The sequence below is a fragment of the Thermomicrobiales bacterium genome, assembly GCA_037045155.1.
Lineage (GTDB): Bacteria > Chloroflexota > Chloroflexia > Thermomicrobiales > CFX8 > JAMLIA01.
The window spans coordinates 332,060-353,757 of sequence record JBAOIG010000003.1 but is presented as its reverse complement, the minus strand read 5'-3'; the positions used below and the strand labels follow the sequence as shown (position 1 = coordinate 353,757).

The window sequence follows — 21,698 nt, the reverse complement described above, 5'->3', positions numbered from 1 at the left end:
GAGTTGACGTGAACGTAGGTATTCTCATCGCCGTCGGCGCGATCATCCTGTTTTTGATCATCTTTGCCTCGGCAACGATCAAGATCACCCAGGAGTACGAACGAGGCGTCGTCTTTCGTCTCGGCCGGCTTGCGGGCGCGCGCGGGCCGGGGCTGATCCTGCTGGTCCCGTTCATCGAACGGATGATTCGTGTCGACCTCCGAACCCTCACGATGGATATCCCCCGACAGGAGGTCATCACCCGCGATAACGTCACGGTGAACGTCAACGCGGTCGCCTACTTCCGCGTCGTCGATGCCGGGATGGCGATCGTCAACATCGCCGACTACGTCCGCGCGACCTCGCAGATCGCCCAGACGACGCTTCGCTCGATTCTGGGGCAGGTCGAGCTGGACGAGCTGCTCGCGGCTCGCGAGGTTATCAACCAGAAGCTCCAGACAATCATCGACGAGCAAACGGAGCCATGGGGCATCAAGGTCAGTGTCGTCGAGATCAAGGATGTTGAGCTACCAGACTCGATGCAGCGGGCGATGGCGCGACAAGCCGAGGCCGAGCGCGAGAAGCGCGCCAAGATCATTCACGCCGAGGGTGAATCGCTGGCAGCCCAGCAGCTTCACGACGCCGCCGCGGTAATGGCCACCGAGCCAATCGCGCTGCAACTCCGATTCCTCCAGACCCTGACCGAAATTGCGACCGAGAAGAACTCGACGATCCTCTTCCCGGTCCCGGTCGATCTCATCAGCGCGTTCATGAACCTCAGTCAGAGTGGCACGCTGGCCAATCTCGCGCGGGTTGTCGAGCATCAGGCCGAGTCGGAATCGTGAGGATGACAACCGATCCGGTCGCGGACTGGCAAGCGCGGCTTCGACCGGTCGTCGTTGACGGCATTCGCACCTTCGTGCTGGATGAGGGGCTTGGCGAGCCGATCGTTTTCCTGCATGGCATTCCGACGTCGAGCTTTCTCTGGCGGGACGTGGCGCGAGTTGTCTCCCGCGAGCGCCGCGCCATTGTCCCGGATCTGATCGGCTTCGGGTTCGCTGACCGGCCGGCCACCGTCGATCTGTCGCCGGCCGGTCAGGCAACGGCGATGCTGCGCGTGCTCGACGAACTGAGCATCGGACGGACGGCGCTGGTTGGTCATGACTATGGCGCGCTTGTCGCCTGCGAGATGCTCGCCCGAGCGCCTGACCGGGTCAGCGACATGATCGTGACGAACACGAGCGTCTGGATCGACGACTGGCACAGCTCACCACTCTCGCCGCTCGCCCTCATCAACCTGCCGATCGCCGGCCGGCTGGCAACTGCGGCCGCGCGGCCATTCATGCTACGTGAGGCGTTCGGCCGCTACGTCGATGACAAGGAGCGACTGACCGACGATGTCATCGCGGTCTACTGGCGCCCGTTTACCGACGGCCTCTGGAGTGTCCTGCGCCGCATGAGCCACATCGACGGATTGACGTCAGCGGACTTTCACCGCTGGCGAGAGGCGCTCTACAACTTCGAGAGGCCGGGGCTTGTCGCATGGGGTGGCAACGATCGCGCGTTTCCATCCAGCCGAGCAGTCGAGATCGGCAAGCTTCTCCACGATAGTCGGACCGATATCTTCGAGCACGCCAATCACTTCATCCAGGAGGATCGGCCGGAGGCGCTCGGTCGGCTCATCCTCGCATTTCTGCGCGGTGCGCTGATGCGTTGACCTCAGCGCTGGCGGTCGGCATCGATAGCGTCCCCCCGGCGGCCGACGAATGCGTCGCCGATGCGCTTCGCCTCGCCGTAGACCAGTCGGAGCGGCGCGTCCGCCTGGCGAGCGATCGAGAGACAATCGGCATACTCCGGCGCAACCTCGACGACGCGACCACGCCAAATCTTCAGCTTCAGCCGAACGTCGCCCCAACGAGTGGCGACCGTCACCCACGAGCGATCTGTCTTCGTCCGCTCGATCCGTGTTGCCCGGACCCCGAATGTCGAGCTGTTTTCGAACAGCGTCTCTTCGATCTCGCGGCGTCGGTCTGCGCCGGTGATGACGCTCAGCTTCGTGGCCGGCCGCCCGCGCTTCATCACGATCGGTGTCAGGAACACGTCCAGCGCGCCAGCACCGAAGAGCCGCTCGATCAGCAGCTCATAGAACTCCGGGTTCATGTCGTCGATATTGACCTCGAGCAGCAGCTCGCTGTCAGCCGCTGGTTCGTCCGTAGTTGGGACGGCATCAGACAGATCGCCAAGCCAGACTCGCAGCGCATTTGGCCAGGGGAGCTGGCGTTGGCCGAAGCCGGAGCCTACGGCGGTCGTGCGAAACATCGGTCGTTCGAATTCGGCCAACGTCGTCAGGATCGCGGCGCCAGTCGGGGTCAGCAGCTCGGCCTGAACGTCGGCGTCGATCGACGGCGCGCCAGCTCGCGCCAGCAACTCCGCCGTGGCCGGCGCAGGAATTGGAATCGTGCCGTGTTGGGATTGTGCGAAGCCGCGGCCCAGCGCCGGAGGTCCTGAGAAGACGCGCTCAACTCCCAGGAGGTACAACCCCGCCGCCGCGCCGACGATGTCGATGATCGCATCGACTCCACCGACCTCATGGAAATGAACCCGTTCGACGTCGGCGCCGTGAACGCGAGCCTCGGCCTCTGCCAGAGCGCGGAAGATCGCCAGTGCGCCGTCGCGCACCGGCTCGGGGAGCGTCGCGCGTTCGAGCAGGTCACGGATCACGGCCCAATCCCGGGCAGGGGCGTCATCGTCGACCGCAACAATGGCGCGAGTGCCGGTGATCCCGTGCTGGCCGGCCGCCTCGGCCGATAGCCTCCAGCCGGGCAGGTGAAGCCCCTCCAGCACATCTCGCAGAGCGTCAACCGACAAGCCAGCATCGATAAGCGCGCCGAGCACCATATCCCCACTGGCGCCAGAGTACGGGTCAAACCAGGCGATCCGCACGAACACCCCCCTTGCATTTGGCCCGACCGTCCATCTCGCGGGCCACAACGAGAGCATACGCGCTCCGGGTGGTCAGTCGTCGAGAGAGCCTGAGGCTGAATCGGCCCCCGCACGCAGCGTCGCGGCGTGCTCCACATGGAGTTGGCCGCAGGCGGCCGCGATCTCCACACCACGCGAATATCTCACGGTGGCGGGGATTCCAGCATCGCGCAGGATGGCCGCGAAGCGTTCGATAACGTCCTTGCCAGGTCGCTCGTAGGGATAGGCCGGGGTCGGGTTGTAGGGAATCAGGTTGACGTGGCAAAGTAGCCCGCGCAGTCGACGAGCAAGCTGTCGAGCGTCGTCGTCTCTTGTGTTCACGCCATTGAGCATTGCGTACTCGAACGAGACCCGCCGGCCAGTTATCTTGATGTAGCGCCGGATTGCGCCGATGAGCTCCGCGAGCGGCCATCGCTGGTTGAGTGGCACCAGCTCGGAGCGTAGCTCGTCGTCCCCCGCATGAATCGAGACCGCCAGGTTGACCTGCCAGGGCTCCGTCGCCAGCTTGTCGATGAACGGCACGACACCGGATGTCGAGATCGTGATTCGACGCGCGCCGAAGCCCATCCCCATCGGGTCGTGGAGGATAGCGACCATCTTCATGACGTTGTCGTAATTGTGGAACGGCTCGCCCATCCCCATCATCACCAGATTGGTCAATGGGCGGCCCTTGTCCCGCGCCCGGCGGGCCATATCCACCACCTGAGCGACCATCTCCCCTGCGCTGAGGTTTCGTTGCAGCCCCATCAGGCCGGTCGCGCAAAATGAGCAACCGACGGCACAGCCAACCTGACAGGAAACGCAGACAGTCGCCCGATCTGAGTAGAACATCAGCACTGTCTCGAGTGTCTGACCATCGGCCGTCTGGTAGAGCACCTTCAGCGTCTCGCCGTCGTCGGTCGAGATCTCGTGAATCGGCGTCAGCGCCGCGAACGGCACGTCCTCGGCCAGCGCGTCACGCAACCGCTTCGGGAGCACCTGAACATCGTCATAGCCACTCGCAAGCTGCTGATAGACCCCGCGGTAGAGCTGGCGGGCCCGATAGGTCGCCTCGCCCCGATCGTGACACCAGCCCTCAAGCTCGTCGAGCCGTAATTCGTAGATATTGCGTGGCACGAACCGCCCTCGTCTGGCGACCGGGTGCAGGACGAGCTGTGGTTCGGGTGTGGCGATCTCATTCGTATCCATCAAATAAGTATAGCAATCTCTCGGGCGGTTTATGTCTAGCCCCGCGAGCGTTACCTGTCACGCGTCTGCGGTACGATGCAGCCGGTCGGAGCAACTGCTGCCAGGCGAGGGGGAACACGAATGAAGATCAACTGGGAACCGGTCGAGGAGCTCGTAACGACGATCGAGCAGGCGTCGGGGGGAACTGTCGGAATCGCGGTTGCAGGGCCGGATGGCAACCGCTGGAGTCACAATGGCCAACGACAGTTCAAGGCAGCCAGCACGGTCAAGATCCCGCTCATGATCGAGATCTATCGTCAGATCGACCGTGGTGAGCGGTCACTGGACCAACGGCATGTTCTGTCGGCTACCGAGAAAGCGGCCGGTAGCGGGATTCTGCTGCATCTCCACGACGGAATTGAGCTAACCATCGACGATCTGATCTACCTGATGATCTCGATATCCGACAACACGGCAACGAACATGTTGATCGACCTTGCCGGAATGGATGCGGTAAACGCGACGATGCTCGAGCTGGGGATGTCGATGTCCACACTGGCGCGAAAGATGAAGGGCCGGCCGGCAATTGAGGGAGAGCAGGAGAACCTGGCAACTCCCGACGACTACGTCGCGATCGTTGACGCGATCTTCGGGGATCGCGCCACGTCGACAGCGGCCCGCGAGGCGATGGTGACAATGCTGTCCCGGCAGCAGAATGCGCGGCGAATCGCCCGCTATCTGCCAGAACGTGCCGATCTGCGCTGGGGATCGAAGACCGGCAGTATCGCTGGCGTCACCAACGACGTCGGGTTTGTCGAGACACCAGTCGGGCGGATGATCCTCGCCGTCTTCTGCGAGGGGTTCCCCGACCAGCACGACGGGGAATACGCCATCGGCGAGCTCAGCCGCGCCGCTCTGCACGCGGCCGGCCTCTGGCCAGCAGACTGATCCCGACCATTATGGCGGGCAGTTTCCAGCCTCGAACGCGCTCAGTGATCGCGTCGTCAGGGTCCATCGCCATGTGCCATCGACCTTGACGACATCGTAGAACCCTTCGCGAGTATCCTCGCCCTGAAGCATCCGGATCTTGACCTCGGTGGCATCTACCTTCCCGACCCAGGGGAGATCTTTGTTCACCTTCCTGGTCTCCAGGATTTCGAGATTGTCGACCTTCGGATCCTTCGTCTTCTCGGAATCGACGCCACAGCGGATGAAGAGATCCTTCGGAACTACTCGCTGCTGAGCGGGGTGGAGCACATCCCATGCTCCCGCGTAGTTGCTCGTGCTCAGATTTGTAACCAGGTCCTTGACCGATTGATCCGCGCCGCTATTCCCCCCGCCGCAACCGGATAGCGCAATCGCGACGATCGCGAACAGCAGTATTCGTTTCGTAACTCTTCCCACGTTGGATCCCCCCGAGAGCGATATCGTCTAGTGCCAAGTTGCGGTCGCGCGGCGCGCGGACCCGCCAACCGGCGATTGTTCCACACTCGAGGTCTGCCGCGCGGTGCAAACCCCCGGATGTTGTGATACGTTACACGGCGATGCGCCAGTGGGTGGGCGCGTCCGTGGGTTGGGTGGTCGGATCCAAGGAAAGAAGAACATGCTCGAGATCCAGGAGAAGGTCGAAGGTACTCCTCGTCCTCGCCGAGCGCGATCGCTGTCAGTGATGGCCATCGCAGCCGCGCTGCTGGTGCTCGTGTCCCTCCAGGCTGCCTGCTCTGGGACCGATGACAGCGGAACCAATCAGCAGACGCTCGCGACGATGGAGGCGCGAAATATTAAAGCATCCCCTGTGGCGGACGGCTCGCCCGTGGGATCACCTGGCGCCGAGAGCGGCAGCCCTGTCGCGCTGCCAGCGGGAAATGCGGATGACGGGAAGGCGCTCGCGACCAGCCTTGGTTGTGTGGCTTGCCACTCGATCGACGGATCGAAATTGACCGGCCCGACCTGGAAGGGTCTCTACGGTAATCAGGTGAAGTTGGCTGATGGGTCCAGCGTGACCGCCGACGAAGCCTATATCCAGACTGCGATTGAGAAGCCCAACAGCCACCTGGTCGAGGGATACCCGCCGGTGATGCCGGACTTCTCCAGCCAGCTGACTCCCCAGAAGGTCGCCGATCTGATTGCCTACATTCAGACACTGAAGTAGCCCCGCGGCAACGCACGCAGATCGATCAGTCGGGGTGCGCGATGAGCGTGCTCCGACTAGGCAGTCGGCTCGAAGTTGACTGGATATCCCGCGAAGTAGCACTCGGCGTGGATCTGCTCATTGCCTGGTCCACGAAACACGCAACTCGCGCACTGACTGCTATAGAAGTGGGCGAACAACCGTTCATCCATCAACGACAACGGCCGATCGACAGCTAGCCGCTTGTATTCAGCAACGACGAGATCGCGCAAGTCCGCTGCCAGCGCGTCCGGGTAGACGAGTGAATGCTCGGCTCCGTTGGCACAATCACGGTATGTGACTACTCGCGCTCCGCCCACAACCCGATCGGCTGCAACCTCGAGCACACCCCAATCAACGCCGGCCGATGCCGACAGGTACTGCAGCAACCGCGCCTTATCGACTGAGCTGGTCGCCAACTGGTCCAGCAGTGGCATCACCCTGCGGACGACTTCGCGGGTCGACTGATAGGTCATCGCGCTACCGTCGTGCCTTTCCGAAGACCGCGCGGAGACAATCTGCGGCTGATTATCACAACCCACGCCCGTGAGGTTGCAACGAGAACCCTGAGTGAACGATACTCCGCGACAGGTGAACATGAAACTGGAGTCCGTATCATTTCCAGAGCCAGTCCTTGGGCTGGCCGAGCAACTTGGAAATCAGCTTCGCCAGCGTGGCTGGACCTGCGCGACTGCCGAATCGTGCACCGGCGGAGGGATCGCGTACGCGATCACTCAGATCGCTGGGTCGTCCGACTATCTGACGGGCGGCTTCGTCACGTATTCAAACGAAGCAAAGGTGCGGGTACTCGGTGTCACGCACAGCACGCTCGACCGCGTTGGCGCGGTGAGCGAGGAGTGCGCTGCCGAGATGGCAGCTGGCGCCCGACGAGCACTGGATGTCGATTTTGCCATTTCCAGCACGGGTATTGCTGGTCCGAGCGGGGCCACAGCCCGGAAGCCAGTCGGCCTTGTTTACATCGCCGTCGCGCTGCCTGATCGCGTGGAGACCCGGAAGCTAGCGCTTTCAGGCCACCGGGCGACAATCATGCAGTCAGCGATCCATGAGGCGCTCGCGCTGGCGGTGCATTTGACGAGAGATCGATCGCCAATGAATACGGAACAGGAATCCGAGTGACCTCAACGATTGCAGGCCCGCGGACCGAGGTAACCGACTTCTTTCGGAAGACGACGCTGCCGAACGGTGTTCGAATCGTGACGAGCCGGATGAACCATGTCCATTCGGCCACGGTCATCTTCAACTACAACGTAGGGTCTCGCTGGGAAATCGAGTCTCACGCGGGGATTTCCCACGTGCTCGAGCACATGCTGTTCAAGGGCACCGAAAAACGCCCCGACCCGGCAACGATCTCCGAGGAAATCGAGGGCGTCGGCGGCATCCTCAACGCGGCGACAGGACGCGAAAGCACGAATTACTGGGCCAAGGTTCCGGCCGACAAGCTTGACCTCGCGTTCGATGTCCTGGCCGACATCCTCCGTCATTCAACCTTTCCCGCCGACGAGCTCGAAAAAGAGCGGCTCGTCATCTTTGAGGAGATCCGAGGGATCGTCGACACTCCGGACGATCTTGTCCACGACATCATCGACGAGGTGGTCTGGGACAATCAGCCGGTCGGCCGCACGATTATCGGCACCGAGGAAACCGTCGGCTCGATCGGAACGAGCGACCTGCACAACTTCCTCGACCGCTACTACAGCCCGGATCGCCTGGTCATCGCGGTTGCGGGGAAGGTCGACCACGAGCGCGTCGTCGAGCTTGCCGATCGCTACTTCGGCGCCATGGCCCCAGCCACACCAACCATTATCATTCCGTCCGTCTTTCAGCACACTGCGCCCCACGTGCGGCTCGTCAACCGGCCAACCGAACAGGCACACCTGTGCATCGGCCATCCAGCGCTCCCCTACACCGACGACAGGCGCTATACCCAGGGAATGATCGACGCGATCCTTTCCAGTGGCATGAGCTCCCGCCTGTTCCAGGAGATTCGTGAGCGACGCGGGCTGGTCTATTCCGTCTACGGCTACTTCCGACAATACGCCGATGTTGGTCAGGGAGTCGTCTATGCCGGCACCGATGTGCAGCGAATTGACGAGACGATTCAGGCTGTCATGGCCGAGCTCGACAAGCTCAGGACGACCGTGGTCGGGGAAGAGGAGCTTCAGCGAACCAAAGACCTTCGCAAGGGTCGTATCCTGATGGGGATGGAGGACTCTCGCTCCGTCGCCGGCTGGATTGGATCGCAGGAGCTGACATTCGGAGAAATCCTCACGCCGGAGGAGGTCATGGATCGGATCGACGCCGTCGATGCCGAATCGATGCTGATGCTTGCCCGCGAGTACATCCGCGAGGACTGGATGTCACTTGCAGTCGTCGGGCCATATGAAGACGAACAGCGCTTTCGGGATCAACTGACGTTCTGACACGAAACGAACGAGCCATATGGGCGCCACTTCGGAACAAGCTCAGGTATTGATTGTTGAGGATGACCGGGCTATCGCCTCGGCCGTCCGGCGCGGGCTTGCGTTTGAAGGCTATCGGGTCACTGTCGCGGAATCGGGCGGTCAGGCTCTCGACCTCGCCCGCGACAACATGCCAGACCTCGTCGTGCTGGACATCATGATCCCGGGCATCGACGGGCTGGAGGTTTGCCGGCGATTGCGCGCGGCGGGCGAGGACGTGCCGATTCTGATGCTGACCGCCCGGGACGAGGTTGCTGACCGCGTGGCCGGCCTCGATGCTGGCGCCGACGACTATCTGGTCAAGCCCTTCGCGTTCGAGGAGCTCGTCGCACGCATCCGCGCACTCCTTCGTCGTCGCGATCGGCGCGAGGAGGAATCCCTCGCGCTGAATGGCGAGATCCTGCGCTACGACGATCTGTCGTTGGACACAACCACGCGATTCGGCCACCGTAGCGCAAGACGCATCGACCTGACAACTCGCGAGTTTGACTTGCTGATGCTGTTCTTGCGCCATCCCAACCAGGTGCTGCCGCGTGACGTGATCATGGAGCGCGTCTGGGGGTACGACTTCCCCGGCGAGTCAAACGTCCTTGAGGTTTATGTCAAGAATCTCCGGCGGCTGCTCGAAGCAGACGGCGAGAGCCGCCTGCTGCAGACCGTTCGTGGCGCGGGGTACGTCCTGCGTCGGGACTAGCACACGGGATCACTACATGCCGATTCGTGTTCGCATCGTACTCGCCACCGCAGTGCTCATCGCGACCTCGTTGCTCATTCTGGGCGGCGGCATTTATGTGATGATGTCTCGCCACCTACACAGCAGCCTGGACTCCCGGCTACAGAACGTATTCCGCAACTACCAGAGCAACTATCAGGAGAAGCCCGACGCCTGGTTCGTGCCTGGCACCGGTGTGCTGGTGATCCCACCGAACCTGAACCCGAATCCCTTCGCCTCATCGGGGCTGTACATCCAGATTCTCGACCAGAATGGAATCGTCCAGCGGCGCTCCGATAACCTCGGCACCGACGTCATTCAGATCAGCAATGAGGCATTCGCACAGAGCGCGCAGGGAGACACCGTCTTCTATACGACGACCGTCGCGAACGGGCCAGTCCGCGTGCTATCGGGGCCCCTCTACAGCCCCCAACGAGCCGAGACCTGGTTTATCCAGATCGCGGAGCCGCTCACCCCCGTCCAGCGCACGCTCAGCGCGCTGAAGCAGACGTTGCTGATCGGGTCGACGATGGCGACGATCCTCCTGGCAGCGGGCGCGTGGGTGATCAGCGAGGGCGCGCTCAGCCCGCTGGCTCGCATGAGCCACACCGCGCGCTCGATTGGCAGCACCCGGGATCTCTCTCAACGCATCGATCTGCCCCGCACACACGATGAGCTTCAGGACCTGGCCGAGACGTTCAACGATATGCTCGCGCGGCTGGAAGAGACATTCAACGCTCAGCGCCGATTCGTCGCCGACGCGTCTCACGAGTTGCGCACCCCGCTGACGGCGCTTCGCGCCAACAGCGAGATCATGCTCCGGCAAGTGGACAGCGGCATTGTCGATTCTGCAGACCTTCGCGAGGGCCTCACCGACGTCCGCGACGAAGTGGACCGAATGACGCGCCTGGTCCAGAATCTCCTGACCCTCGCCCGCGCCGACGTCGGCTGGCGACCGGAGATGGAGTCGGTAGACCTGGTCGAAATCGTTCGCGACGCGGGCCGGTTCGCGACGCCTCTGGCCCACGGCCGACCATTCTCGATCTCACTACCCGCCCCGGACGTCGATGGCGCGGCCCCACAGATAATCGTCGAGGGGAACGCCGACCAGCTCCGCCAACTGATTCTGATCCTGCTGGATAACGCCTTCACGTACGCCTCCCACGAGGGAGATGTGACCCTGACGCTGGATCGGGACGGTCAGGATGCCATTATCGCGGTCGCCGATTCCGGGCCAGGTATTCGACCGGAGCATCTGCGCCGAGTCTTCGAGCGGTTCTATCGCGCCGACGACGCGCGATCACGCGCCCACGGCGGAGCAGGCCTCGGGCTTTCGATCGCCCGGTGGATCGCAGCGATCCACCGCGGGGAAATCGATGTCGACAGTGAGCTCGGAGACGGCACGACATTCCGGGTCCGGGTGCCGATCACTGCGAAGCGTATCGAGACAGCGATGGCAACAGGGAAGATCCCGGCGTCGATCTGAGGCTGACCTATGCGTCCATCTCCTCCAGGTATCGTTCGATGGCGTCGCATGCGTCGGACACCAGACGCGCAGCGACGGCGCTTGTCGCGAGCGCGAGGGGGTAGAACTCCAGCCGACTCGCCTCGAGATAGCGCCGAGCCTTGGCGGGATCACCCGAGTGGATGACTTCCCGCAGGTTATGAATCCGGTCAGCAAGCTTCAACAGTCGGACATCGGAGGATGACAGCCGTAACGCGTCGAGATAGGCCCGATCTCGCTCCGGTTTGCGCTCGTCTGGCGCTGGCGGCTTAGTGACGCTCACGACGAGATTGAATGCGCGCGGTCCGATGAGATCAGCCAACGCTATCGGATCGATTCCTGCGCAATCTTCGAGCACGTCGTGCATCAACGCCGCCACGATCATGTCGGGATCACGGTTTCCCAGCTCGCCCCAGAGGATCGCAGCGACTGCAACCGGGTGGTCGATGAACGGCGTTCCCTCATCGCGCAGTTGCGTGCCATGCGCCGCCGCGGCGAACTGGAACGCGTAGTCGATCCGGCCGGCCTCACCTGCCGGCTGCGTTGCAATGATCATCGCCAGCGATGTCGGGATCGGCGCACGGTGATACACGGCAAGTCCCCTCGATCTGTAGTCGTTCTCAAGCATGGACGAGTTACGTGCATCGCGACAAGTGGTGAACGTATGCTATACGCCTGTCGGGCAGTCACGTGAAGGCCTGACGACTGGACGTTTGGAGGCGCGATTGACGGCACACGACGCTCCCTGTGCGAGTCGCTGGCCCACCAGACACGGACTGCCACGCGGCGCAGCGGTAATCCTCCTTGCGCTGGTGCTGTCAGCGTGCGTCAACGTCGATTTCGGGTCAACCTTCGTCGTCGACGGCTCCGCCGGCCACCGTCTGGTAATCACCTTCCAGCGCGACTTGTTGGAGCCAGCCGAAGTCACCCGCCTCACGAACGAAATCGCCAGGGTCGACGAACGAATGACCAGTGATGGTTACGAAGTCCAGCGAATCGACAGCGCGACTCAGCTGGGTCTCCGTGCGGCACGGTCGTCGTCCGACGCAGGCAATGCGGCGGCCGAGCTCAACAGTCTCATCAACTCGATGCTGAATCGATCCGATAGCAGCCCGATTGCCCCGTTTCAGGGCACGTTCACACGGTCGAACCCGGCTGTTGGTGGCAACAAGTATCACCTCGAGCTGACCTTCGATGGGCAGACCCTTCGGGCGGCGATCGAGTCAATTCTTCCCGCTTCACGACAGCCGCAGTCACCCAGTGCGCTGCCCGACGCCGTCACAATCACCTACACCGCGACGATGCCGGGACGCATTCGGGACTCGACCGGACAAAAGATCGGGAATGACAGCGCGAGGTGGACACTCTCACTCGATGAACCGACGTCAATCACGGCCGACTCCACCGTCGGCAAGGACACTCCGTGGGCACTCGCCGCGCTGGCGATCCTGTTTGCGGTTGGGGTCATCGTGGTGTCCTCGGTCATGATTACGACCATCCTGGTGATCCGTCGCCAGTCGATCGAACGGCGGCTTCCGATGGCGCTGCGTATCTCGCGTGAGCGGGCTGCCGAGTTGGGGATCACGGTTGTCGCGCCGCCAAGCCAATGGAGCGAGATACGCGCGGCGATCGGGCGCTCGGTCCAGATCGCTCTCGGCGTCCGCCGGCCAATGCCGCCCATTCTGCCAACGATCGACCACAGCTCCACGCCTCAGGAGGAACACGGTGGCACTGACTCCGAAGGAAACTGACCGTCTGCTCGTGTTTGTCGCCGCGGAGCTGGCGCGTCGGCATCTCGCACGTGGACTGCTGCTGAACTATCCTGAGGCGGTCGCGCTCATCACCGATGAGATCTTCGACGCGGCGCGAGGCGGCGCGAGCTTCGACGAGGTCATCCGCCATGCCAGCACGGTGTTGCACAGGGACGACGTGATGGAGGGAGTGCCGGAAATGCTGTCTGTCGTTCAGGTCGATGCAATGTTCCCCGACGGCACGCGCCTTGTGACCGTTCGCAATCCGATCGGGGAGAACGCCGGATGATCCCCGGACAGATTATCCGGCGCGACGAGCCAGTAGAGCTCAACGCGGGCTTGCCGGTGACGACGGTTGCGATTACCAACACCGGGCTCGTCCCGGTTCATATCACCGCGCATTATCACGTCTTCGAAGCGAACCCCCACCTGGCCTTCGACCGATTGGCTGCCTGGGGAATGCGTCTCGACGTGCCGTCGGACGGGGCGGTCCGGATAGAGCCACGGTCCACCGTCACCGTCACACTCGTGCCGATTGGCGGCGCTCGTGTGGTGCACGGATTCAACGATGCCGTGAACGGGCCGCTCGATGAGACCGACCCACACGAGGCGCTGGCGAAGCTCATCGAACGCGGATTCCGGCACGTTCCGGCAGGCTAGAGCGGGCTACTCCAGCCGGTGCTCGACGTACGGGTGTTGATTCGGCGGGCCAACCGCGACGCGCATCCGTCCTTCGGACGGCTCGGCGATCACCGATGCGAAGGTGATTATGTCGCTTCCCGGCGCGTCTCCCGGCATCCTGCACAGCGCGTCCGGGTAGCAGGCGCGGTCGCGGAGGACCTCCTCCATCATCCCGGCATCGAGGTGGCCACGTCGTTCGGCAAGCAGCGACGACATCCGATCTTGTCGGGCGCGTGAGTTGGCGACAGATTCCTCCGGCGAGCGCTCCTCGGCAAGGAGCGACGGGGAGACATAGTGGTTGGCGTGAGTGAGGATCCCGTCCGTCGGATCAAGCCGCGCGTCGGAGGTCGGTGTCGTCTCCAGGTCGGCGGCGATGCCACGCGCGTCGAGCATGATCAGGTTGCGCGACGACGCCCGGCGAACACCGCGCACTGCCATGATCGCGTCATCGACGGTGTCGCGCGTCAGGGCCAATCGTGAGAACAGGTAGCGCGGGAAGCCAAGCCGCCAACCATTGCAGGTGACGAAGTTGGCAAAGACACCGAGGCCGCGATCGTTGATGCCGATGTACGACACCTGCCCGGCTGGCATCAGCATCAGGAGGCGCGGCGCGTTGTCGGGGACGATCTCCGCAACGATGGCGATCTCGCCGTAGAAGGCCGGCAGGTCGGCGTTCTGGCCGACGAGGCCGATGCCATTTGCCGTCGCTTCCGGCTGGACAGCAAAGGTCGTGCATTCGGCGGCATCGTCCGGGGCGACCGGCGTTGCGACTTCGGCGCGTAGCTGGAGCAGGCATGCCTCGCCAAGCGAGATACGGGCGCCACGGGCAACACCCTGGATTTCGTCGTCGAAGAACGCGGCGTAGCGCTGGATCCACGGTCGATAGGCAAGCGCCTTCTCCAGCGCATCCTCGCGGCTCATCGCAGATCGCTCGGACAGCCGGCCAAGCGCCTTGTCGAGATGGCTGGCGATCAGGTCGCGACACGCCTCGCCGAATTGTTCGCCGATCTCAAGGTGGCTGCCGGCGAAGCGGTGCTTCGGAAATACCCGACCCGATTGTGCTCGACTGGTGGTTCCATCGATCGCATCCATCGCGACGCCTTCCTGTCTCCCTGGCCAATAGTCCAGTCAGAGTATCATGCACTCCTGTCTCGATCGTGCCATGCGAGAGGAGCGTCGCGATGCCAATCCGGATGGAGCGAGCTGAGTACAACCGTCGCTACGGCGCAACAGCCGACGATCGGATCCGACTGGCCGATACGAATCTCTTCGCCCGCGTCGAGCGCGACGACACGCTGCCAGGGTTCGAGCCACTAGCTGGCTTCGGCCGGCCGATGCGCGATGGGATGCTCTTTGGCCGCTCCGGCTGGAACGGCCGGACAAGCGCCAGCCAGCTCGACCTGGTCATCACGAACGCGATCATCATGGATCCGGTGCTTGGAATCTTCCGCAGCAACATCGGCATCAAGGACGGCCGGATCGCCGGGATCGGGCGAGCGGGCAACCCGGATGTCACCGACGATATCGAGCTGTTGATCGGCAGCGCGACCGGACTGATTGCGGCCGACGGGGCGATCGTCACTCCCGGCGGGGTGGATACCCACGTCCACTTGTCGTCCTCCAGCATCATCGGCGCGGCCGCATACAGCGGGATCACAACGCTCGTCGGCCAGGGCAGCGGCGGGGTCTGGGACCTGGGAGTCAACCCGCTGAGCAACATGCTGCACGTCTTTGAGGCATTCGAGGCAGTGCCGATGAATCTTGCGGTGCTCGCTCGCGGCTCGAGCGATCGAGCGGAGCTGGAGACGGCGTTCGAGGTCGGCGCGTCCGGGCTGAAGATCCACGAGGACGTCGGCGCCTTTCCCTCCGTCATCGACGCCTGTCTCTCGATTGCCGACCTGGCCGGCGGTCAGGTCGCGATTCACACCGATGGCCTGAATGAAGCGGGAGCGCTTGCCGAGACGATCGCGGCGATCGCAGGGCGTTCGATCCACGCGTATCACGTCGAGGGTTCCGGCGGTGGACACGCGCCGAACCTGATCGAGATCTGCTCCGACCCCCGGATCATCGGATCGTCCACCAATCCGACGCTGCCGTGGTCGGTCAACTCGGTCGCCGAGCAGTTGGCGATGATCATTACCGTCCACCGACTCGACAGAAACAATCCGGAGGATATGGCTGCTGCGCGCGACCGCGTCCGCGCATCGACGATTGCTGCCGAAGATATCCTGCATGACCTTGGCGCGATCGCTATTGTCTCCTCTGATTCACAGGGGATGGGCAGAATCGGCGAGGTTATCTCCCGCACGTGGCAGTTGGCGCATCACATGAAAACCGTGCGTGGCGGCGGGTTCGACCCAGCAACAAACGAGGGGGACGACAACGCGCGCATTCTCCAGTACCTGGCCAAGTACACAATCAACGCCGCGATTGCCCACGGACTGGATCACGAGGTCGGAAGCCTCGAACCTGGGAAGCTGGCCGATCTGGTCATCTGGCAACCGGCTTTCTTTGGCGCCAAGCCCACTGCCGTCATCAAGGGGGGGTTCGTCAGCGCCGCTCAGGTCGGCGATGGTCAGGGATCGACGCGAGGCAGCCAACCGCTCATCTACCGGCCGATGTGGGGCGGCATGGGGCTCGCGCCCGCCCATCTCGCAGTAAATTTCGTCTCGCGATACGCCGCCAGCGGCATTCCTCGTGGAGGGCACCTGCGCCGTCGCCCGGTCGCCGTTCGCAACGTTCGCACGACGTTCAAGAGCGATATGCTGCACAACGCTGCCAGCCCACGAATCGAGGTCGATCCGACGACTCACGAGGTACTGATCAACGGCGAAGCGGTCAACAATCCGCCGGCCGAAAGCCTGCCGCTCGGCCAACGCTACTTCCTCGCCTGAGTGCCGAAGACATCATCGAACAGGAACGCCAGATGACCGGATCGAACGAGCGACTCGAAACAAGCGCATGGATCAACCCACGACAGATAGCTGCGGCAGCGAATGTCAATGGCGCGGTCTGGTCGCTCACGTCCAGCGACCTCAACATGAATGTCGTCGTCATCAGCGCCGACACACCGATCCAGCGTCACTTGAACCGCGAGGTGGATGTCGTCGTCATCGCGGTCGCCGGCGAAGGGATTGTGCTGGTCGATGAGGACGAATATCGGCTAAATCCCCAGGAGGTGCTGGTTATCCCGGTCGGGGCGTGGCGCTCCGTGCGGCCGGCCGGCACGTCGTTCTCCTACATGACGATCCATCGACGCCGGGCGGGCCTCTGGCCAACGCAGAAGCAATGAGACCCGGCGGATGCCGTCGCACCGCTCCATCTTGTCACGCACCGAGGAGACCGCAATGGACCGACGATATCCGGAAATCGAACCGTTCGAGCATGGGTTTCTCGATACACACGATGGACACCACCTGTACTGGGAGGCATGCGGCAACCCCGATGGAATCCCGGCACTGTTCCTGCATGGCGGGCCGGGTTCCGGGGCGTCCGCGGGGCAACGGCGATTCTTCAATCCGGATGTGTACCGGGCGATCCTGTTCGATCAGCGCGGCGCCGGCCGGAGCTGGCCCCTGGCCAGCGAACCAGACGCAGATCTATCGACCAACACGACCCAGCGCCTGATCGCCGATATCGAGGCGCTGCGCGAGCTGCATGCCGTCGACCGGTGGGTCATTCTCGGTCTCTCCTGGGGGACGACGTTGGCGCTGGCCTACGCTCAGGCACATCCGAATCGAGTTCGTGGGCTGGTGTTGGGGCTCGTGACGACGACCTCACGTCGCGAGGTCGAGTGGGTAACAGAGGACATGGGCCGCGTATTTCCGCGTGAGTGGGATCGATTCGCTGCGGCCGTCCCCGAACAGTACCGCGGTATGCGACTCGTCGACGCATATGCGGCAATGCTTCGTGACCCCGACGATGCGGTTCGCGAGCGTGCCGCTCACGAATGGTGTGTCTGGGAGGATGTCCATGTCTCGCTCGCCCCGGGCCACCAGCCGAGCCCCCGATACGAGGATCCTGAGTTCCGAGTTCGTTTCGCCCGGCTCGTGACGCACTACTGGAGCAACTCAGCGTTTCTGGAAGAGGATCAGCTGATTCGGGACGCCGAGACTCTCGATGGGATCCCTGGCCGTCTTATCCACGGTCGATACGATATCAGCAGCCCGCTGCAGACCGCATGGGAGCTTTCCAAGCGCTGGACGACGAGCCAGCTCACCGTCATGCAGGACGCGGGACACGGCGGAGAGGATCTGCCCGGGCTTGTGGTGGATGCGCTGAACGAACTCGCCCGGGCGTAGGCCGCTGCGCTGTCGCGGCCTACGCCCCGTCGTTCTAGGAACGAATGTGCGGCTTCGGCGGCTCGGTCCCTTCAGGGATCGGGGCCTCGTATGTGTAGCCATCCGTCGACGTGGTAAATTCGTCCTTCGCCTTCTGCAGCAGCTCAGGATCATCGACAAGCTGGGCCGCCGTAATCGCCATCGCCTTGGCCGCGTGCATCATGCCTTTGTGGCCGATCGACATCGCGCCAGTCGCAGTCACTCCCCAGGAGTGGCCGGCGGCGCCGAGCGCCCAGCAAGTTGTCGTGACCTGGACGGTTGGCGCGTTCCAGCTGGCCTCGGCAACGTCGGTCGAGCCGGACATCGTCTTGCCCTCGTCGGTCGGCTGGACCGGTTCGGTCAAGAGCGCCCGATCCTTCAGCTCTTTGGGCAGGCCATAGCGTTCGAGCGCGCGGATGCGGGCCGCTTCGCCAAACGCGTCCGAGACCTCCCGAGCGAAAGCCTCCTCCTCGGCGGTGAACTCCATCGGGCCGAGCTCATCCAGCACGCCCATCGCCAGCGTCGCCAGCGTCTGGTTTGGCAAGAAGTTGTGGATACCGTAGAGGTCATGGACCTCGACGCGCGTCTCCGTCATCGCCGCGGCAGCGTTGGCAATCGCCAGAACTCGTTTGGTGATCGGGTCAACAAGATCACGGCGCGGAGCACGGATGTAGTACCAGACCTCCGCCTCGGCAGGCACGACATTCGGCTGCCCGCCGCCGTTGGTGATGACATAGTGAATGCGAGCCGCTTCGATGATGTGCTCGCGCAGGAAGTTCACGCCGATATTCATCAGCTCGACAGCGTCCAGCGCCGATCGACCCAGCTCTGGCGCGCCGGCCGCATGGGATGTCTTCCCGAAGAATCGGAACGTCGCGTGATCGATCGCCAGCGAGCTGCCACGCATCGCGGAGATGCTGGAGCCCGGGTGCCAGGTGATCGCAGCATCGAGCCCGTCGAACGCGCCCGCGCGAGCCATGAACACCTTGCCGGCCCCAGTCTCTTCGGCGGGGCACCCGTAGTAGCGGACGGTTCCAGGCCGGCCAGTCTCCTGGAGCCACGCCTTCAGCGCCGACGCAGCGGCAAGGCTAGCCGTGCCAAGGAGGTTGTGGCCGCAGCCATGGCCCGCTCCACCGGCTACCAGCTGCTCCTGAGCAGCCTGGTTCTTCTGCGAAAGATCTGGCAGCGCATCGTACTCACCGAGGAAGCCGATCACCGGCGAGCCTTCGCCCCACTCAGCCACGAAGGCTGTTGGCAACCCGCCGACGTTACGGGTGATTCGGAAGCCATCGGCCTCCAGATCTTCGGCCTGTAGCTGACACGATTTCGTCTCGGCCAGAGCGACCTCGGCGAACCCCCAGATCTGGTCGGAGATATTGACAAACCGTTGCTGGCGCTCGTCCAGCCAGTCGCCGACCTCCTGATGTTTCACCATGCATTTCTCCCGTCGTTCGATGCGCGCCGGAGCGACCCTCCGGCGCGGCCATTGTACGGCCGAAGAGCATTCATCGGAGGTCGCGGGCCGAGGGAGAGGGGCAGCGAAATGGTCGCTCAACACGATCGCCGAGCGCATACGCGCCCTGCATTGTTTGGTGAATCTCGGATGTCCCGCCGTAGATGACCGCGCCCTTGGCATTGAAAAGATGACGCAGGAGTGTCGGTTGCTCGCCAGCGGCGCGACTGTTCCAGATCGTCAGCGCATCGGACGCGTTGGCGAAACCGGCCTCTGCGGCGCGCCACTTGGCCAGGCCCGTCTCGCTCGCGTTCGGCATGCCATCGTTCTTGAGCGAGGCAGAGCGAGCAAGGAGCAGCCGAGCCGACTCCTCCCGCGCGACCATGGCCGCCAGCAGCGCGCCATCAAGGCCACGGCCATCATCGCCAGCGTCGCGCAGGAAGCCGGCCGTCCATTCGCGGCAGGCGCGGGCGATACCGAGCGCGCCGCAGCCGACGGTAAACAGGCCGTTGCCGAGCGCGGAAAGCGCAACAGCGAACCCCTCGCCTGGCCGGCCGAGCACCGCGGCGTCGGGGACGTAGACACGGTCGCAGACGACGGCGCCGGTGTCTCCGGCTCGCAAACCGAGCTTACCGTTCAGGACGGTCGTCGAGAGTCCAGCCGATTCGCGCGGGACGATGAACGCGGTGATGCCCTTGTGTCGCAGAGCAGGGTCGATGGTGGCGAAGAGGATGAACAGTGTCGCCTGATTGGTCGCGCTGATCCAGGACTTCTCGCCGGAGATTTCGTAGCCGCCGGGCACCCGATGCGCCCGCATTCGCAGCGCGCCAACGTCCGACCCAGCGCCCGGCTCGGTCAGGCCAAACGTGCCGATCCGCTCGCCACGGGCCAACGCCGGCAGCCACTGGTCTCGTTGGGCTTCGGAACCCCACTGGAACATGCACATCGCGGCGAGCGCAAGATGAACGGTAAGGCTGACCTGGTGGGAAGTGTCGATCGCGCCAAGCTCTTCGCAGACAGCGGCCAGCGCGGTGTAGTCGCGCCCCTGTCCCCCGTAGCGTGTTGGCAGGGTCAGCCCGAGGAGGCCGGCCCGGGCAAGCACCGCGATAGCCTCGTCATTCGGCTCGCCCCGAGCGAAGCAGCCGTCGATATCGTCGGCCAGCGGGGTGAGTCCCCGGACTATGTCAACGAGATCGGCGGACGGGCGCCAGCAGGCAGGTATGAATCGCGTCACCATTGCCGGATTGTACGGTACGATCGCGCTGGGGAGTGTGGACGATCGCGACGCACCATGGAGGGCATGAAGACGATGAGCGGAACGAGTCTGGCAATCCCGATCGAGACCTACGCTGCGCGCCGGCAGCGCTGCCGCGTCGAGGCGAGCGCTCGCAGCTTCGCCGGCCTGATCGTCTTCTCGCGTGATCCCGACCGGGCCGGAAACGGGCTCTACCTGGCCAACCACCGGCCGATCGCCGGCTCGCATCCCTCGATGTACGACCAGCGCGGGCGTGGCTACTGCGCCATCATCATTCCAGTCGATCAGGACGAGACGCTGCTGGTCACATCGCCATATTACGAGCCTGACGTGACCGTGGACCGCGTCGAGGTGGACACCAACCTGCCACGCGGGCTGGCGCGCATCCTGGCCAGCTACGGGCTGGATAGCGGTGAGCGCTGGGGTCTGGTCGGGGAGGAGTTCCTGCCGGTCCTGCTCTATCGCGACATCCAGACGGCGCTGCCGTTCTGCAGCTTCTACTTTGCCGACGACGTCCTGTGGTCGATGCGAACGATCAAGGACGAGATGGAGCAGCAGATTCTCCGCGAGGCGGCGAAGATTGCCGACGCCGGAGCGGCGACCGCAATGCGCGCCTATCGCGCCGGGCGGACGGAGCAGGACGTCGTCAACGATATCGACAGCACGTTACGCTCTCTCGGCGCGACAAACACCTCGCTGACCTGCCAGAGCGGCGTCTACCGGTCCGGCGAGCCGCTGATCCGGCCGTTCGCCAGCGACCGCATTCTCGAGCTCGGCGACATGGCGCAACTGGAGATTCGCGGCAGCTATCGCGGCTATGGGTTCGATATCTGCCGTTCGGCGGTCATCGGCCCGCCAAACGACACCCAGCGGCACATGTTCGAGACAGTCGACCGGATGCTGGACGCGATCATCGCGAAGGCAGCGCCCGGCGTGCGGGCCGAGGAGCTGCAGCACGAGATCGACGAGATCGCCCATGTCGAGGGATTCGACGGCTATCAGTCGATGCACTTCGGCGGGCCGAGCACCTACTGCGGGCATGGCCTCGGCGTCTCGAACGACGAGCCGCCGGTCCTCTTCACCGGCGATCGAACGATCCTGCGCCCTGGAATGTACATCACGCCCGAACCCGGGCTCTATCGCCATCCAGAGGGCGGGCTGAGGCTCGAGGACGATATTCTGATCACGCCTGAGGGTTGTGAAAACCTCAATTCCAGCCAGCGCTGGTGGTGGTCTGACGACTGA

At 63.6% G+C, this 21,698-nt stretch carries 23 protein-coding genes; 15 read left to right on the top strand and 8 right to left on the bottom strand.

The window, feature by feature from the left end; all coding sequences use genetic code 11:
- The first annotated feature begins 8 nt into the window (after positions 1–8).
- On the top strand, positions 9–824 hold the full coding sequence (locus V9F06_04675; GenBank protein MEI2616928.1) for a slipin family protein: 816 nt from the start codon (positions 9–11) through the stop codon (positions 822–824).
- A gap of 2 nt (positions 825–826) precedes the next feature.
- The gene (locus V9F06_04670; protein MEI2616927.1) at positions 827–1,696 is read left to right on the top strand and encodes an alpha/beta fold hydrolase; all 870 of its coding nucleotides are present in this window, start codon (positions 827–829) and stop codon (positions 1,694–1,696) included.
- A gap of 2 nt (positions 1,697–1,698) precedes the next feature.
- Here V9F06_04670 and larC read toward each other — a convergent pair whose 3' ends face one another.
- Complete coding sequence (larC, locus tag V9F06_04665; GenBank protein ID MEI2616926.1) at positions 1,699–2,922, bottom strand: nickel pincer cofactor biosynthesis protein LarC; 1,224 nt, start codon at positions 2,920–2,922, stop codon at positions 1,699–1,701.
- Between the two features lie 72 nt (positions 2,923–2,994).
- Positions 2,995–4,077 (bottom strand): 23S rRNA (adenine(2503)-C(2))-methyltransferase RlmN, encoded by a 1,083-nt coding sequence (gene rlmN, locus V9F06_04660; GenBank protein ID MEI2616925.1) that lies wholly within the window; start codon positions 4,075–4,077, stop codon positions 2,995–2,997.
- A gap of 192 nt (positions 4,078–4,269) precedes the next feature.
- Between rlmN and V9F06_04655 the strand changes: the two genes are divergently transcribed.
- Positions 4,270–5,076: a serine hydrolase gene (locus V9F06_04655; GenBank protein MEI2616924.1), complete on the top strand. Its 807-nt coding sequence runs from the start codon at positions 4,270–4,272 to the stop codon at positions 5,074–5,076.
- A gap of 9 nt (positions 5,077–5,085) precedes the next feature.
- Here V9F06_04655 and V9F06_04650 read toward each other — a convergent pair whose 3' ends face one another.
- Positions 5,086–5,532: a hypothetical protein gene (locus V9F06_04650; GenBank protein ID MEI2616923.1), complete on the bottom strand. Its 447-nt coding sequence runs from the start codon at positions 5,530–5,532 to the stop codon at positions 5,086–5,088.
- A gap of 199 nt (positions 5,533–5,731) precedes the next feature.
- On the opposite strand from V9F06_04650, the gene V9F06_04645 reads away from it, so the two are divergent.
- Positions 5,732–6,280, top strand: coding sequence for a c-type cytochrome (locus tag V9F06_04645; protein ID MEI2616922.1), 549 nt, complete (start codon positions 5,732–5,734; stop codon positions 6,278–6,280).
- A 56-nt stretch (positions 6,281–6,336) separates the two neighbouring features.
- Here the strand turns inward: V9F06_04645 and V9F06_04640 are convergent, their stop codons facing one another.
- Positions 6,337–6,774, bottom strand: a complete 438-nt coding sequence (locus V9F06_04640; GenBank protein MEI2616921.1) for a hypothetical protein — start codon at positions 6,772–6,774, stop codon at positions 6,337–6,339.
- Between the two features lie 94 nt (positions 6,775–6,868).
- Here V9F06_04640 and V9F06_04635 point away from each other — a divergent pair, with 94 nt between their 5' ends.
- Genes V9F06_04635 through V9F06_04620 form a run of 4 tightly spaced genes read left to right on the top strand, consistent with a single transcriptional unit; the run spans position 6,869 to position 10,976 of the window.
- Positions 6,869–7,435 carry a CinA family protein gene (locus V9F06_04635; GenBank protein MEI2616920.1) on the top strand — a complete coding sequence of 189 codons (567 nt, stop codon included), beginning with the start codon at positions 6,869–6,871 and terminating at the stop codon, positions 7,433–7,435.
- Positions 7,432–8,739, top strand: a complete 1,308-nt coding sequence (locus V9F06_04630) for a pitrilysin family protein (GenBank protein MEI2616919.1) — start codon at positions 7,432–7,434, stop codon at positions 8,737–8,739. The genes V9F06_04635 and V9F06_04630 overlap by 4 nt, the downstream gene beginning before the upstream one ends.
- A gap of 19 nt (positions 8,740–8,758) precedes the next feature.
- Positions 8,759–9,472 (top strand): response regulator transcription factor, encoded by a 714-nt coding sequence (locus V9F06_04625; protein ID MEI2616918.1) that lies wholly within the window; start codon positions 8,759–8,761, stop codon positions 9,470–9,472.
- A 16-nt stretch (positions 9,473–9,488) separates the two neighbouring features.
- Complete coding sequence (locus V9F06_04620; GenBank protein MEI2616917.1) at positions 9,489–10,976, top strand: ATP-binding protein; 1,488 nt, start codon at positions 9,489–9,491, stop codon at positions 10,974–10,976.
- Between the two features lie 7 nt (positions 10,977–10,983).
- Here V9F06_04620 and V9F06_04615 read toward each other — a convergent pair whose 3' ends face one another.
- Entirely contained in the window at positions 10,984–11,586 is a 603-nt protein-coding gene (locus V9F06_04615; protein MEI2616916.1) for an HD domain-containing protein, read from the bottom strand.
- Between the two features lie 133 nt (positions 11,587–11,719).
- On the opposite strand from V9F06_04615, the gene V9F06_04610 reads away from it, so the two are divergent.
- From V9F06_04610 to ureB, 3 genes are read left to right on the top strand one after another with little or no spacing between them, the layout of a single operon-like run.
- Positions 11,720–12,745 carry a hypothetical protein gene (locus V9F06_04610; protein MEI2616915.1) on the top strand — a complete coding sequence of 342 codons (1,026 nt, stop codon included), beginning with the start codon at positions 11,720–11,722 and terminating at the stop codon, positions 12,743–12,745.
- Complete coding sequence (locus V9F06_04605) at positions 12,720–13,034, top strand: urease subunit gamma (protein MEI2616914.1); 315 nt, start codon at positions 12,720–12,722, stop codon at positions 13,032–13,034. The genes V9F06_04610 and V9F06_04605 overlap by 26 nt, the downstream gene beginning before the upstream one ends.
- Positions 13,031–13,405 carry an urease subunit beta gene (gene ureB, locus V9F06_04600; protein MEI2616913.1) on the top strand — a complete coding sequence of 125 codons (375 nt, stop codon included), beginning with the start codon at positions 13,031–13,033 and terminating at the stop codon, positions 13,403–13,405. The genes V9F06_04605 and ureB overlap by 4 nt, the downstream gene beginning before the upstream one ends.
- A 6-nt stretch (positions 13,406–13,411) precedes the next feature.
- On the opposite strand, the gene V9F06_04595 is transcribed toward ureB, so the two are convergent.
- A complete protein-coding gene (locus V9F06_04595; protein ID MEI2616912.1) occupies positions 13,412–14,518 on the bottom strand; it encodes a C45 family peptidase in 1,107 nt (368 codons plus the stop codon).
- 89 nt (positions 14,519–14,607) lie between these two features.
- On the opposite strand from V9F06_04595, the gene V9F06_04590 reads away from it, so the two are divergent.
- The 3 genes from V9F06_04590 to pip are packed head-to-tail and all read left to right on the top strand — an operon-like array spanning position 14,608 to position 17,727.
- On the top strand, positions 14,608–16,320 hold the full coding sequence (locus tag V9F06_04590) for an urease subunit alpha (protein ID MEI2616911.1): 1,713 nt from the start codon (positions 14,608–14,610) through the stop codon (positions 16,318–16,320).
- Positions 16,321–16,352: 32 nt separating this feature from the next.
- Entirely contained in the window at positions 16,353–16,718 is a 366-nt protein-coding gene (locus V9F06_04585) for a hypothetical protein (protein MEI2616910.1), read from the top strand.
- A gap of 55 nt (positions 16,719–16,773) precedes the next feature.
- Complete coding sequence (gene pip / locus V9F06_04580) at positions 16,774–17,727, top strand: prolyl aminopeptidase (GenBank protein MEI2616909.1); 954 nt, start codon at positions 16,774–16,776, stop codon at positions 17,725–17,727.
- A 34-nt stretch (positions 17,728–17,761) separates the two neighbouring features.
- Here pip and V9F06_04575 read toward each other — a convergent pair whose 3' ends face one another.
- Both V9F06_04575 and V9F06_04570 read right to left on the bottom strand, forming a co-directional pair.
- A complete protein-coding gene (locus V9F06_04575) occupies positions 17,762–19,180 on the bottom strand; it encodes an amidohydrolase (GenBank protein ID MEI2616908.1) in 1,419 nt (472 codons plus the stop codon).
- A gap of 70 nt (positions 19,181–19,250) precedes the next feature.
- Positions 19,251–20,435, bottom strand: a complete 1,185-nt coding sequence (locus V9F06_04570; GenBank protein ID MEI2616907.1) for an acyl-CoA dehydrogenase family protein — start codon at positions 20,433–20,435, stop codon at positions 19,251–19,253.
- 72 nt (positions 20,436–20,507) lie between these two features.
- Between V9F06_04570 and V9F06_04565 the strand changes: the two genes are divergently transcribed.
- The gene (locus V9F06_04565) at positions 20,508–21,698 is read left to right on the top strand and encodes a Xaa-Pro peptidase family protein (protein MEI2616906.1); all 1,191 of its coding nucleotides are present in this window, start codon (positions 20,508–20,510) and stop codon (positions 21,696–21,698) included.